The sequence below is a fragment of the Gardnerella sp. DNF00497B genome, assembly GCF_049262725.1.
In the GTDB taxonomy this organism is placed as follows: Bacteria; Actinomycetota; Actinomycetes; order Actinomycetales; family Bifidobacteriaceae; genus Bifidobacterium; species Bifidobacterium leopoldii.
In genome coordinates, this window is record NZ_CP058400.1 from 524769 (window position 1) to 538982 (window position 14214).

General features: G+C 41.0%; 10 protein-coding genes and 1 tRNA gene. 5 read left to right on the forward strand and 6 right to left on the reverse strand.

Annotated features, from left to right (window positions below; all coding sequences use genetic code 11):
* Window positions 1–46: 46 nt before the first annotated feature.
* Together HXT26_RS01835 and HXT26_RS01840 are read right to left on the reverse strand one after the other, a co-directional pair.
* Window positions 47–952 carry an ATPase gene (locus tag HXT26_RS01835; RefSeq protein ID WP_422112047.1) on the reverse strand — a complete coding sequence of 302 codons (906 nt, stop codon included), beginning with the start codon at window positions 950–952 and terminating at the stop codon, window positions 47–49.
* Between the two features lie 181 nt (window positions 953–1133).
* Window positions 1134–1209, reverse strand: a tRNA-Asn gene (locus HXT26_RS01840).
* A gap of 206 nt (window positions 1210–1415) precedes the next feature.
* Between HXT26_RS01840 and HXT26_RS01845 the strand changes: the two genes are divergently transcribed.
* Window positions 1416–2033: a M23 family metallopeptidase gene (locus tag HXT26_RS01845; protein WP_240321009.1), complete on the forward strand. Its 618-nt coding sequence runs from the start codon at window positions 1416–1418 to the stop codon at window positions 2031–2033.
* 142 nt (window positions 2034–2175) lie between these two features.
* Window positions 2176–3987, forward strand: a complete 1812-nt coding sequence (locus tag HXT26_RS01850; protein ID WP_422112048.1) for an AMP-dependent synthetase/ligase — start codon at window positions 2176–2178, stop codon at window positions 3985–3987.
* 97 nt (window positions 3988–4084) lie between these two features.
* Here the strand turns inward: HXT26_RS01850 and HXT26_RS01855 are convergent, their stop codons facing one another.
* The 4 genes from HXT26_RS01855 to HXT26_RS01870 all read right to left on the reverse strand — a co-directional run bounded on the left by HXT26_RS01855 (window position 4085) and on the right by HXT26_RS01870 (window position 7782).
* Window positions 4085–5794 (reverse strand): hypothetical protein, encoded by a 1710-nt coding sequence (locus tag HXT26_RS01855; RefSeq protein ID WP_004106457.1) that lies wholly within the window; start codon window positions 5792–5794, stop codon window positions 4085–4087.
* 123 nt (window positions 5795–5917) lie between these two features.
* Window positions 5918–6733, reverse strand: a complete 816-nt coding sequence (locus tag HXT26_RS01860; RefSeq protein WP_064340255.1) for a fructosamine kinase family protein — start codon at window positions 6731–6733, stop codon at window positions 5918–5920.
* A gap of 90 nt (window positions 6734–6823) precedes the next feature.
* Window positions 6824–7267, reverse strand: a complete 444-nt coding sequence (locus tag HXT26_RS01865; protein WP_004106454.1) for a DUF2871 domain-containing protein — start codon at window positions 7265–7267, stop codon at window positions 6824–6826.
* Between the two features lie 74 nt (window positions 7268–7341).
* Complete coding sequence (locus HXT26_RS01870; RefSeq protein ID WP_012914287.1) at window positions 7342–7782, reverse strand: hypothetical protein; 441 nt, start codon at window positions 7780–7782, stop codon at window positions 7342–7344.
* Window positions 7783–8022: 240 nt separating this feature from the next.
* Here HXT26_RS01870 and leuS point away from each other — a divergent pair, with 240 nt between their 5' ends.
* The 3 genes from leuS to HXT26_RS01885 all read left to right on the forward strand — a co-directional run bounded on the left by leuS (window position 8023) and on the right by HXT26_RS01885 (window position 14196).
* Complete coding sequence (leuS, locus tag HXT26_RS01875; protein WP_422112049.1) at window positions 8023–11007, forward strand: leucine--tRNA ligase; 2985 nt, start codon at window positions 8023–8025, stop codon at window positions 11005–11007.
* Between the two features lie 650 nt (window positions 11008–11657).
* Window positions 11658–12497 (forward strand): helix-hairpin-helix domain-containing protein, encoded by an 840-nt coding sequence (locus HXT26_RS01880; protein WP_422112050.1) that lies wholly within the window; start codon window positions 11658–11660, stop codon window positions 12495–12497.
* Between the two features lie 7 nt (window positions 12498–12504).
* A complete protein-coding gene (locus tag HXT26_RS01885; RefSeq protein WP_422112051.1) occupies window positions 12505–14196 on the forward strand; it encodes a ComEC/Rec2 family competence protein in 1692 nt (563 codons plus the stop codon).
* Window positions 14197–14214: the final 18 nt, after the last annotated feature.

Sequence of the window (14214 nt, forward strand, 5' to 3'; positions counted from 1 at the left end):
ATCACTGGGAGCTTTTACATTGAGTCAGATAACAGAGCAATATGTTTTATGGTTGTTGTGAACCTGCTATTATGTCCGGGGCTGGTTTTTTATCTGAGGAATCTTGTTCGCCCTTTTTTGCTTTACCATCCGGATCTTTTTGACCATCATTTCCTTTAGGTTTTTCAGCACCAGCTCCGTCTTCGTTGCCTTTTTTGTCTGATTTTGTGCTTCCTTTACCTTCTTCGTTGCCTTTTTTGCCTGGTTCTGTGCTTCCTTTACCTTCTTCGTTGCCTTTTTTGTGCTGTGAATTTTCTGTATTACTATTTTTTTCAGGCTTTTTGTTAGTCTTTGTTTCAGGCTTTTTCTCAGTCTTCTGTTTCTTAGTGTCTTGAGTATTTGTCGTCGGCGCTGGCGTTGGCTTTGGCTTTGGTGGGACAACATTTGAACGCTGAATTACAATTCCAGTCGATTCATTTATCTCTTGCTTCTTTGTTTCTTCGTCTTGTTTGTCTTTGTCTTTGTCTTTATCTTTTTTGTTATTTTCATCGATTAATGTAACAGCCAACTCGCGCACTTTTTTTGCTTTGACTGCATACCATTCAGAAGCAGCTAAAGCTTCTGCGCTTTGGGAACCAAGTTCTTCAGGAGAGTTTGCTGTGCAAGATACTGCGTCAGGAACCTTTTCACTCATGATTTTAGCAAGTTCTTTTGCGTTATCAGAGTCACCTTTTGTGAGATCTGTTATTACGCTGTTGTGTACTAAACTTTTCCATACGGCATTGGCTTTAGAAACTTGTGCAACTTTTATCTCGCACTGTTTGCGAGCTGCTTTAGTGCGTTCAGTCTGCTTCATGTACCAAAGTGTGCCAACTGTGCCAAGAGCTAAAGCTAGCACAACAATTCCTGCTATGAGAATAATGAGCTTTTTCTTTTGGTTCGTTTCAACATTATCGGAGCTATGTTGATTCATATTTGTCCTCTGTTATCTATTGCTGCTCAACATTAGCGCATTTGAATACGCAACTTGTTTATATAATACGCCAAAATGTTTATGTTAGCCACGCTCATGGGCGCTAAACAATTAAGATTTTGCTTGTGGATGCAAGTCGTAATATTTAACGCAAAAAGCCACTGGAAAACCAGTGGCTTTATGGCTCCTGCGGCTGGGCTTGAACCAGCGACCATTCGATTAACAGTCGAACGCTCTGCCAACTGAGCTACGCAGGAATATCTTGTGCTCAACTAAGCGCTGTGCACAAGACATTTATATTACACGGAATTTTCAAAGATGCAAATATGGCGTGTTTTGGCGTGTCGAAATAGTGATTATAAGCATATGTTTTATCCACAATGCTTTAAAAGCTTATGATTTTCGCAAATTAGCTGCAAAACTTTTATAAAAGTCGTTTTATAAAAATATGGATGGGGAATATATGTGTATTCGCAAAAATTATGGATTATATTACAAAATATCTGCCTGTTTGGGGATTTTTATAATCTCAGTTATTTTATTAGATGCGCTGTTTTTACAACCCGAAATTTCGCAAAATAATCATCATCTTAAATATTATGTTGTAGAATCTGCTGTGACATGTTGCCACAAGTGTGCTCTTTCTAAAGGTGATTATAGTGAAAAAACATGCAAGTCAGCTATGCAATGGCCTGTGAAACCTGCACAAATAGTAAAAGCTTTTAATCCTCCGCCTAAACCTTGGATGGTTGGGCATCGTGGCGTAGATTTAGCTGCAAGCACAGGGACTCCTTTATTTGCGCCTGCAGATGGCGTTATTAGTTTTGCTGGTAAAGTCGCTGGTAAATCAGTTGTGACTATTAGGCATGGTGAACTGACATCCACTTTTGAGCCTGCTGTAACAAAGTTTAGCGTTGGGGTTTTTGTGAAAAGAGGCCAGAATTTTGCACATGTCGAAGGAGGTTCGGACCATTGCGGCACAACTTGTGTGCAGTGGGGTTTAAAGCGTAAAAATCGCACATATGTTAATCCTGAAAGAATGACTGTTAAGCGTCGCATTGTGCTTAAGCCTGTGGAATGAGCAAAATAATATATTTATATCGTAGATATTTGTAGATAAATGAACAAAATTGATTACAATCTTGTAGATATTCGCATATGCGAAGGCTTGCAAATCGCGTATAGTAAAGATATACGTCAATTCAGCAGATAGAGGAGCTAATATGCAAGAATATTCTCGTCCACTTGATGAGTCTATTAATACAGATGTTAATGTTTTCTCACTGCTAGAAGAGCGAGCAGAGCGCAATCCTAATGGTTCTTTGGTTGAATACGTTGGAGCTGACGGCGTTTGGAAGTCATATACTGCTGAAGAATTTAGAGATAAGGTAATAGCTGTTGCTAAAGGCTTTATTGCTAGAGGAGTAATGCCTGGTGACGCTGTGTCAATTATTGCTCACACTTCATGTCAATGGACAGTTCTTGATATGGCTATTATGTCTATAGGCGCATTGACAGTGCCAATTTATGAAACAAGCTCTTCGCTGCAAATACAACATATTGTTCAAGATTCTCAAGTATGTTCAATATTTGTGGAGTCTCCTGAAATGTTGCCAAAAGTAGAGGCTGTTCAGGAAGAATGTCCTACTCTTCACGACGTATATGTAATGAATCGTGGTGCTATCGACGCGTGCATTGAATACGGTAAAGCAGTAACTGATGCTGAATTTTATGAGCGAGTGCACGCTGTTAATGGAAGTGACATAGCAACAATTGTATACACTTCAGGTTCAACTGGTGAGCCAAAAGGAATTGAGCTTACTCATAGCAATTTTGTTTTTATTGCTAAATCAGGTGTTATTTCTATGCCAGATATTGCGTTAAAAGACAGCCCGCGTCTTTTGCTGTTCTTGCCTCTTGCGCACGTTTTTGCTAGGTTTATGCAATTGTTCTGCTTTGCTGGAAATATAACTCTTGGTTTGACGAGTAATTTGAAAACTGTATTGTCTGATTTTCAAACTTTTAAACCAACATTTATTCTTGGTGTTCCACGCATTTTTGAGAAGATTTACAATGCTGCTTCTCAAAAAGCAGGCAGGGGAGTAAAAGGTTTTATTTTTGCTTATGCGTCTAAGGTTGCTCGCGAATGGTCTCGCGCTCAGCAGTCTAGTTCAATGGTTCCTCCAATGCTTGCTCTTAGCCATTCAATATGTAAAAAATTAGTGTATGCTCCACTACTACACGTATTTGGAGGCTCTGTTTCATACGCTATTTCGGGCGGCGCTCCTTTAGATTTGTCGATTGCGCATTTCTTTAATGGCATTGGTTTGCCTCTTCTAGAAGGCTATGGAATGACAGAAACTTGTGCACCTTCTATGGTGAATCCTACGACAGGTTATCGCATTGGTACCGTTGGTTTGCCTGTAAAGGGTGTATCTGTTGCTATTGCTGACGATGGTGAATTGTGCATTAAGAGTCCTGCAGTATGCAAAGGCTACCATAATAATCCTGAGCTTACCAAACAGCAGATTGTAAATGGCTGGTTGCATACGGGAGATTTTGGGTCTTTAGACGATGACGGTTTTGTGCGTATTACAGGCAGAAAGAAAGATCTTATTATTACTGCTGGCGGTAAGAACTTATCTCCAAATGCGTTAGAAGCTTCATTAATGTCTTCACCTATTATTTCTCAAGCTGTTGTTATTGGAGACAGGAAGCCGTTTGTTTCAGCAATTATTGCGCTCGATTTATCAGAAGTAAATACTTGGCTTTCTTCGCGTGGCGCATGCCCTGTACGGTCTTTAAAAGAGGCTTCACGTAACGGTATTGTGCGAGCAGAAGTTGAGCGTGCTGTTAGCAAAGCAAATGAGCTAGTTTCTAGAGCTGAGTCTATTCGCAAGTTCGAAATAGTTCCAGATGAGTTTACTCAAGCAAACGGTTTGATTACGCCAAGTTTAAAGGCGCGTCGTCAAGTTGTTGTAGAGCGTTATAACGACCTTATCGAACATGTTATTTATGCTCCACGCAAACGTTAGCTGCGTGTAAATTCGTGGAATATAACTTGAAGTTAGCCTGAAGCTACAGATTGCGTTCCACAAATTATATTTCACAACTTGCATCCAAAAATTGTATTTACAAGCCTGCGTCTGCTAATGATACGTAGCCTGGGTCAATTAAACGTGACTTTAGATTTGTTGCGCTTACTGCCACTAGTCGCTCGTTAACAGTAGGGACAGTTTCCCCGTGTTCAATTTTTGTTTGCACTGTAGCGATTTTTTTGTCAAGTTTACCGTTTCTGTTCAAAGAATAACAAGTAGCAGTAAGATCTTGAACAATCTGCTTATGATTTTCTATAGTTGTCATCCATTGCTTTCCGCTCACAATGTTTGGCATAATATTTTTGTACGCGCCATAACCAGTTATTACTGGCCATTTCTTTGCTTCTGATTCTTCTTCCTCATCTTTTTTCTGCTGTTGTTGTAACTCTTTTTCAGTTTTCTTCGCAGAATCTTTTGGAGCAGGAACTGGTCTTTTATTAAGATCTCGTTTCCCTATGAAGTTTCCGATAACGTCCGGCAAATTGAAAGATGGGTTTATATCTGCTGCGCTTCCTTCATAACCGAGATCGTTTAGTGCTTGTACGGCTTGTAAAGCAATTTGATCATCGAGTGCAATAATTCCATCAACGCGATGCCTTGAGTGTGAAAAAAGACTTGTACTTCTCGTAATTCGTTTTGTTAACTCATTTTTCACAGAGTCAGCTACATCTGCGTCGAAAGCAACATTGGTCCAGTCTTTTTCGCTACTATTCACATTCAGTCTTCCAGAAGTGCTTATTAATGTCCCCGAAGCAAAATATGGTCTCAAAACTTTCCAAATGCCAGCGAATGCTTCTTCAGCAAAATCATCATGGAATGCTGTTTCGCTATTTGCATGCGTATTGTTGTTAGAATCATCATCCTCGCTTGCTTCGTCGCTGTTATTTTGTTGATTATTATTGTTTGCATTAATATTTTTTTGATTGTGACATGGCAAAAGAACTTCAATGTAGCGTGGATTTTCTTTAGTTGCACGATCTAGAGCGATTTTTTGTACCAGAGTTGTTGCTTGAATTTCGCCAATGGTTCTTGCGTCAGATAAATGGAACATCACATCAGGTTTGAAACCGCTAACACGTCGTGAGAGCATAACAACGTGTATTCCTGCCTTTTTTGCTAGGCTAAGTGATGATGCCAATCGTTTTTCTGCATTAAGCTCATCTTTGGATGATTGAGAGTTATCGGCATTTTGTAAATTTAAGTCCTGAGTATTTGATTTTTGCGTATTTTCAGAATTAGACGCAGGTAATGTTGCATAATCTCCATAGTTATTATTGCCGTTTTTGTTAGTCCATGGAGCTATAACAATTGTCGTTTTGCTTAATTGTTTTTTGACTTTTGAATTTTCGGAAACAGAATTGTGCTTTTCTGAATTATTCTGTTTTGCATTGTTCAATGAGCTTAGCAAATTTACTACATAATCTTGCACATCGCGGCTTTGTTCTGAAAGGCTAGAAGAAGTTTTAGTAGTAATAGAATTATCGTCAAATCCCTTATCTTTTAACGATTTTATTAATTCTGGGACCAGTATATCCCACGTGCTTAGAGGCTTATTACGTGTTATTGCCAATCCATCTGATGGAGTAAAAACAATAACGTTACCGTGGTTCGCTTGTTCTTTATTTTCAGATTTTAAAGAAGTTTTTGTTGAACTTGCGCACGAGCTAACAACAAAAAGCATCGTAACTAATGCTGTCAGCATAACTAAAGAACGATGCATAGTTCTGTTGCACAAACGAATCATAGTAGTGACCTCTCGTTTCGTGGTCTATCTGTTGCTGTCTATATGTGTTCTACTTGTAACTATCTTCTAACATTGTATATAGCCGTGTGCTAAATACTTACATTGCTATTTTAGTGAGCAAAATTATCTTATAGAACTTTTTATAAGACTTTCGCACATATTACGGTATTCGCTCACGTAGCCTCCACCAAAGAACACGCAATGTCCTGCAATAGGGTAGAGCTGCCAAATAATCATGCGCTGCTCAAAACCTGCTTTAAGTGGATGAACAGACTGATAGCCGTCTAAAATCTGCTTAAAATAGCTGATTCCAAATAAATGAAGCATAGCTAAATCTTCTTCGCGGTGCCCACCATGTGCTGCAGGGTCGATTAGAACAGCTTCAGTGTGTTCGCCGTCTGAACTTTTAGTCCATAACACGTTTCCGCTCCACAAGTCTCCGTGAACTCGAGCAGGCTTATCTTCTGCAGCTTTTCCTAATAAATCAGGCAGCGCATCAATAACTTCGTTTGTAAGATCTAAGTCGCTTTTAGTAAGCTCTCCGCGAGCAATCCCAAGCTCAACCATAGGGCGCAATCGTCCGTCCGCAAGGTAGTCAATAACATTACTCCAAGTGCCAGTTGGCATTTCAACTGGATCACTTAAAGGTCCAAAATAGCATGTGCCATCGTAATCTGCTGGTGCTTCACCAAAATATTTTGCACCGTAATCGTGCATATGAGCGAGCGCTGCACCAAACTCAAATGCAGCAAGTGGTGTTGCTGAGTGAGTGTCAATGCGCTCAATATTAAGGTAACCGTTTCCCCAATCAAATACTTCAGCCACTCTAGGGCCGCCGTATTTGTGAGCTTCAGAAAGCCATTTTAAGCCTTTACCTTCGCATTCAAAGAAACGCTCAGGCGCGTATAATCTACTTTTCTTATATACAGCGTTGTTCATAGAAGCCTTCTTAACGTAGTAGCGCATACGAAACATGCGCTACATACTTAATAAAATATTTATTAATAAATTAAATTATTCCCAAGCTCACTATTTTACTGAAGTATTAGCACAATGAGCGATGCTGCGTTTAATTTGCAATAAGATGAGTACAATACTTACGCCAAGTAGGATGTGTCCGATTCCTGCTAAACCAGTTATGGCAAAATCTATAGATGGACTGAGATGTAGACGTAGTACTTGTGCAATTCCACGAGTAATCATCATTACTGCTGTTAGGTTGAGTCCAATATGATAAGTTATTAAGATTCTCGTAGTTTTTTCGTTACTAAAACTGAAGTTTTTCTCAACTAGTATAAGTAACAGAAAAACAACCATGCCAAGCATAAAGTAGTGTGTGTGAACTACAGCAAGCATACTTTTTGCATGGAAAGCATTAAATTTTGTAAATTCGCGATAAAAGACGCCGCCAATCATGGCGAGGACAGCATACAACAAAGACGTATTAATATAACGTTTCATAACATGATTCATAGTAACTTCCTTACGTAGAGTGATAGTCAAATATTCCTTAGTAATGTTGCTGGTGTTACAAGTGTTTGTAAGCACTATTGCATAGTATGAGTGTTTTTGTAATGCGGACATACAGTTTTAACAAATTGATATCCAAAAAGTAATCCTGCTAAGGCTAATGCGGAGCCTAATCCCGTATAAAACACGGCAATAAAGCGTTCTGGAGCGATATTTGTTGCACGAAGAACAATTCCAAAAGTCATCATAAAAGCCATGATTATAAAAGATTTAACGTCAAAGAATTTAAGGAAAAACTGCTTTTCTTCCACATAGCCGTTAATTCTTTGAGTATGTTTTTTAACGAGTTTTCCAAAAATAAGGAATTGGAATATTGCAAAAACTAATAACGATAAAGCGTAATTTAGTGGCTGCAAATAATTTGGGTATGCCAATAAGCCAATCTTAAGAATATTAAAACCAGCAGCTCCCCAAACTAAGCAAGCAATAAGAAGCAACGTATTTTTTTGTACTTTCAATTCACAACCTCTTTAATATTTATAGTTTTATTGAATTTTACCTAATTTTCTAATCTTTATTTGCTCAAAAAGTTTATTTACTATTGTAATGATTTATTTTGCGAAATAATCATAAAATCTTAATCTTGTGCGCATATTAGGAAAACTTACGTTAAAACTACATATTTTCTTAATAAAATATCAATAAAACTTGTAAAAAGTGTTGCGTAATGACGATATTAGACGCTATAGTCCTAGGGTATGAACGACAACGATCAACAGTATGCAACAGCTGACAATAAAGCTACTATTGCTGAGCCAGCTTTTCGTTACAACGCGCAGCTCGCACAAGATATTGAGCAGCGCTGGCAAAAAACCTGGGATGAACAAGGCACGTTCTGGGCTGCTAATGTTAAAGGCGATTTGAAGGATGGCGAAGGCAAGCTTGCTGACGGTCGTCCTTCTTTCTTTGCAATGGACATGTTCCCGTATCCTTCCGGCAAAGGCTTACACGTTGGACATCCTCTTGGATATTTGGCAACGGATGTTGTAAGCCGTTACCATCGCATGAAGGGTGAGAATGTTCTTCATGCAATGGGTTACGACGCTTTTGGTTTGCCAGCAGAACAGTATGCTGTTCAAACTGGTCAGCATCCGCGCATCACCACTGAGGCAAATATTGCTAATATGCGCAGGCAGTTGCATCGTATGGGCTTGAGTTTTGACGATCGTAGGTCTTTTGCAACGATTGACACAAATTATGTGCGTTGGACGCAATGGATTTTCTCGAAGCTTTATGACGCTTGGTATGACACTGATTTTGTGCGCAAAGACGGCGGAAAGGGTTCTGCTCGTCCGATTGCTGAACTCGTTGATGAGTTTAAGAGCGGCAAGCGCGAAATTCCTGGTTTTGCAGGCAAAAAGTGGGAAGAGCTTAATAAAGTAGAGCAAGCGGATGTATTAAACAATTTCCGCATTGCTTATATTTCTAAATCTCCTGTAAATTGGTGCCCAGGCTTGGGAACTGTGCTTGCAAACGAGGAAGTTACTGCAGAAGGTAAGTCTGAACGCGGAAACTTCCCAGTATTCCAGCGCAACCTTCGCCAGTGGTCCATGCGAATTACCGCTTATGGACACCGCTTGGTGGAAGATTTGAACACTATTGATTGGCCAGAAAAAGTTAAGCTTATGCAGCGAAACTGGATCGGCGAATCTCACGGTGCATCTGTGCACTTTGAAGTGCCATGTGCGGACGGCGAAACGCGCGATTTGGAAGTGTACACTACTCGTCCAGACACGCTTTTTGGTACAACGTTTGCGGTTGTTTCCGTAGATCACCCAATTCTTGAGCATGTTCCAGAAGCTTGGGGTGCGGACGTTCCAGAAAGCTGGAAGGGCGGTTACGCAAGTCTTAAAGAAGGCTTGGCAGAGTATCAAGCTCAAGCTCGCGCGAAGACTGCTAAAGATCGCACGGAAGATGCAGGAGCAAAAACCGGCTTGTTTACTGGTCTTTACGCAATTAATCCTGTAACTGGAGCAAAACTTCCGCTGTTTGCTGCTGACTACGTGCTTATGGGTTACGGTACAGGCGCAATTATGGCGGTTCCTGGCGGCGACCAGCGCGATTATGATTTCGCAAAAGCATTCGGTTTGCCAGTAATTTACACTGTTGAGCCTTTGCCTGATTCCGAAGAAAAGTTGGCAGATTACGAAGGTAAAGCTCCGTTTGTTTCTCACGACGGAATTGTTATTAATTCAGCAGTAGAACATACGCACAAGCTTGGTGACGCTTTGTCTATTAACGGTTTGCGCGTAGACGAAGCTATTAAAAAGGTGACTACTTGGCTTGAAGCTGCAGGCGTAGGAAAAGGTAGGGTTTCTTACCGACTTCGCGACTGGCTGTTCTCTCGCCAGCGCTACTGGGGTGAGCCATTCCCAATCGTTTATGACGAAGATGGTGTTGCTCACTTAGTGCCAGATAGCGAGCTTCCAATTGCATTGCCGGACGTTCCTGACTATCAGCCAAAAACTTACGCTCCAGACGATGCAAATTCGGAGCCTGAAGCACCTTTGAGCCGAAACGAAGATTGGGTAAAAGTTCAGCTCGACCTTGGCGATGGCGTAAAAACCTACTATCGTGACACCAACACTATGCCGAACTGGGCTGGTTCTTGCTGGTATTACATGCGCTACTTGGATCCAAACGATGCTGAGCATATGGTTGACAGCGATGAATACGACTACTGGATGGGCACAAACCGTCCAGGCAAAGAGCACGTATCTGGAGGCGTTGACCTTTACGTTGGTGGTGTAGAGCATGCAGTTTTGCACTTGCTTTACTCGCGCTTCTGGCATAAGGCGCTTTACGACTTGGGTTACGTGGATTCTGCTGAACCATTCCACCGCTTGTTTAACCAGGGTATGATTCAGGCTTACGCTTACACGGATGAGCGCGGACAGTACGTTCCTGCTGACGAGGTTGAAGAAGGTGCTTCAAACAGCGCTGGTGAGCCAACCTTTACATGGCACGGCGAAACCGTGAACCGCGAGTTCGGCAAAATGGGCAAGAGCTTAAAGAATATTGTGACTCCAGACTACATGTACGAGAACTACGGTGCAGATACGTTCCGCTTGTACGAAATGAGCATGGGTCCGCTTTCTGAATCTCGCCCGTGGAATACGCGTAACGTTGTTGGTGGCATGCGATTCTTGCAGCGCTTGTGGCGTAACGTTGTGAACGAAGAAACCGGAGCTTGCGTGGTAACCGACGACGCACTCGACGAGAAGACGTTGAAGGTTCTTAACAACACAATTGCAGAAGTGACTGTGGAAATGGAAGCAATGCGTCCAAATACTGCAATTGCTAAGCTGATTGTGCTTAACAACCACTTGACTTCGCTTCCTCACGTGCCGCGAGCAGCTGTCGAGCCGCTGGTTCTTATGCTGGCTCCAATTGCGCCGCATATTTGCGAAGAAATGTGGAGCAAGCTTGGACACGCAAAGTCGATTGCTCACGCAGATTGGCCTGTTGCGGATTCTCGCTACGTTGGTGAGGATACTGTTACTGCCGTTGTGCAAATAAAGGGCAAGGTTCGAGCAAAGCTTGAAGTTGACCCAAATATTGACGCTTCTGAGCTTGAAAAGCTCGCGCTAGAAGCTGTAGCTGATCGCTTGGGCGGTAAGGCTCCGCGCAAGGTGATTGTGAAGGCTCCTAAGATTGTGTCTATTGTGCCTGACGAGAGCTGAGTCGAAGCTAAAATCTGCTTAATTAATGCTGTATTGCGCGATTTTTCGTGCTTTACAGCATTTTTTGTTATTCTTGGGTTTCGTCTATGAGTTTTGTAACTGATTTAGTTTTTTGGTTTTGACGAGGCTAGAAAATTTGTGTTTGCGCAAATACTTGCTTTATGTGGCGCGAGTTTTGGGGGATTTCTCTCCTCGCACGTCCCGTCCTTCAGTCGCTTTGGCTGTTAAAGGCGTTTATTGTGTTTGCCTTTCTTTAAAGAATGTTGCTCCATCAGTCCTCTTTTAGTGCTCGTAGAGAAATCCCCCAAACTCTGCGTGATAATCGTTAATAACCGTGCTCATCGCAGAGATTTTTCGATTTTTCTTCTTCGCTTGGCGAATCAGCAGCCTGCGGCTCTGACGTTCGCCTCGCTCAGTGCGAAAAATCTCAAATCTCACCACGTTGGTATTCGTACACTAAAGTCGCTTAATTAAGCTGCGGGGTAGTTTGTGGGTGAGTGTGTTTGGTGTGGTGTCAGCAGAGCTTTAATTTTAGTGTTCTTTGAACAGTAGAGAATGTTAAAGGTTTTAACCACAGGCGCATATTTTTGTTGCGAAGTGTTATAAGTTGCCCAATAGTTAAGTTAAGAACTTTAAGAGTTGGGGGATTTATGGAAGACTTTGAGCAGAATTTTGGGCAGAATCATGAGCATAATTTTAGGCTTAATAAGCCTGCGTCTGATTTGCCTAGGAGACGAATTGCAACGTCTTTAGAAGAATTTTCTAACAGCAATGTTGATAAAAATTTTAGTGACGACTATTGCGAAAAAGCTTGTAATTCTTTTGATGAAGAAATTATAAGTAGAAAAACTCATCCTAGATTTCACATGAAGCCTGTACATACGCTTGCTTTAATGCTGATACTAGTTGCGGCTCTTTGTGCAAGCTTGACAATGCTTATTTCTCAATCCTTAACATATCAACGAGTTCAGAACGAAAAAGCAGGCGCGTTTGCAATAGAAAACGACGATACTAGTCGCGAAAAGCATTCTTTTAGCGATTTAAAAGGTAACAATAAAAATGATGATGAAGAAAAAAGTGTAAGTAATGAACTCGACGAAAACAGCGGAGGTGACGGAAGTAAAGGCAACAGAGGAAGTAAAGGTGATAGTAACGACAAAAGCGACGTGAGCAACAAAAGCGACGTGAGCAACAAAAGCGACGTGAGCAACAAAAGCGACAGAAGTAATAAAAGTGACAGAAGTAATAAAAGTGACAGAAGCGACAAAAATACTGCTTCTAATCAAAGTAACACTGGCAGAATCAATATAAACACTGCGACGCTTGATCAACTAGAAACCTTAAAAGGAATCGGTCCCAAAACTGCTGCGCGCATTATCGCTCAGCGTAAAAGAGTTGGTTATTTTCGCAGTTTAGAAGATTTGATGCAAATTAAAGGAATTGGGCCTAAAACCTTGAATAAATTCCGTGGGAATGTTGACGTCAAATAGGTGAATTATGCGAGAAAACGTAGAAAAAGTAGAAAACGTTTCTGGAAGTCGTGACTTTCGTATGATTCCTGTTGCTGCAGCGTGCTGGGCTGGATGCTTAATTGGAAAATTCTTATGCGATTTTACTATAATTTATTGCATTTCAATAGTTTTATTCAATGCAACTATAGTTTCGATTTTTATATTTTGCAAAAAATTTAAGTTTTTTATATGGCGTAGAACAGTTTTAGTGATAATAAACGCTTTTGTAGCTGCGTTCATGCTTTCGTACATAACTCAATATGTGATATCTGGTGACGTTATTATGCGAGAAATACGCGGCAATAATCCTATTAAAGCACTGTATTCTCGAGGAAATAATGCCGGGCGCGCACATTTTGCAGAATTTACAGTAGTTACTCCTGTGCGCTCGTCTAGAAGTTTTAAAGGAGATTGCCAAGCTAATGTTCAAGTGCATAAGTTTGATGCGCAAAAAAGTTACGTTCAAGCGCGACTGTATGCGTATTCGCCAATATGCAAGCAACTTAGCTATGGTTCTAGCCTAAGCGTTCCTGTTAGCGTGAAAGCTTCGAGATTTGATAGTAGTAAGCCTGAATTGCATGTAGAAAAAACTCAACGAAATTTGCATGTTGTACAAGACTCAGACTTTTGGCACAAAGCCGTTAGTAATTTGTGGAAATCGTTTTATGACGTAACAAATAAGCTCGATATGCAAGGCAGAATGTTGGTTCCTGGAGTAACTGTTGGCATGCTTGGGCAAGAATATGTGCCAGTAGAGGATGCAAGTTCACTTGAGCCTGTCGACGAAACTTATGCGAATATGACACGTCAACATTTTCAACATGCTGGAATCATGCACGTTATGGCAGTTTCAGGCGGACACTTTTTGCTACTTAGTATGATTATTCGCAAGTTTTGCGCACGATTACTGTTGGCTCGTTGGGCTACATCTTTAATACAAATTACGTTGCAAATTGCTTTGGCTGCGATAGTTTACCCTTCTGCATCTGTGCTTCGAGCGTTAATTATGGGAATAATATCCGCTGTTGCGTGGTGTTGCAAACGTCCATACCAGTCAGTTAGTGCTTTAAGTTGGACTGTTATTGGAGTGTTACTAGTAAACCCTTCGTATGCTTGGGATTATGCTTTTGCTCTTTCTTCTGCAGCAACTTTGGGAATTGTTGTTATGGGAGTGCCGATTTCTAAAACGCTTGCAAAATATATGCCATCTTGTGTTGCTTCTGCGCTAGCTATAACGCTTTCTGCACAATTTTGGACTATGCCAGTGCAAATTCTTATGCAACCGGAAGTGTCATTTATGTCTGTGCCAGCTAATCTAATAGTTGCGCCTCTTATGGATTGGGCAACAGTGTGCGGCTTAATTTCACTAGTTTGTGCGAGCTTTAACGGTGGATTATCGCTTATTTTTGCGAGAGCTTCATCAATTGGAACAAGCTTTATGCAAAAGTGCGCGTGTTGGTGCGATGAAGTATCTTTTGGCGTGTTTCCATGGATAAAAGGTGCTGCAGGAGCGTGGGCAATGTTGTGTGCAGAATTTGTGATATTGGCTTTGTTTATGCTAGCTTTGCGAGCTTTTCGCAATAAGTATTATGTTCAAAGAGCTAGCATAATTGGTCAACTGTGGTCTGCTTCGGCAAAGCGAACGTTACGAGAAGCAGAGAAAATTTTCGAAGAGTAGCAAACACGCACGCATATT

Coding starts and splice junctions, on each gene's coding strand:
- HXT26_RS01835 (WP_422112047.1), bottom strand. CDS start 952: ATGAATCAACATAGCTCCGATAATGTTGAAACGAACCAAAAGAAAAAG.
- HXT26_RS01845 (WP_240321009.1), top strand. CDS start 1,416: ATGTGTATTCGCAAAAATTATGGATTATATTACAAAATATCTGCCTGT.
- HXT26_RS01850 (WP_422112048.1), top strand. CDS start 2,176: ATGCAAGAATATTCTCGTCCACTTGATGAGTCTATTAATACAGATGTT.
- HXT26_RS01855 (WP_004106457.1), bottom strand. CDS start 5,794: ATGATTCGTTTGTGCAACAGAACTATGCATCGTTCTTTAGTTATGCTG.
- HXT26_RS01860 (WP_064340255.1), bottom strand. CDS start 6,733: ATGAACAACGCTGTATATAAGAAAAGTAGATTATACGCGCCTGAGCGT.
- HXT26_RS01865 (WP_004106454.1), bottom strand. CDS start 7,267: ATGAATCATGTTATGAAACGTTATATTAATACGTCTTTGTTGTATGCT.
- leuS (WP_422112049.1), top strand. CDS start 8,023: ATGAACGACAACGATCAACAGTATGCAACAGCTGACAATAAAGCTACT.
- HXT26_RS01880 (WP_422112050.1), top strand. CDS start 11,658: ATGGAAGACTTTGAGCAGAATTTTGGGCAGAATCATGAGCATAATTTT.
- HXT26_RS01885 (WP_422112051.1), top strand. CDS start 12,505: ATGCGAGAAAACGTAGAAAAAGTAGAAAACGTTTCTGGAAGTCGTGAC.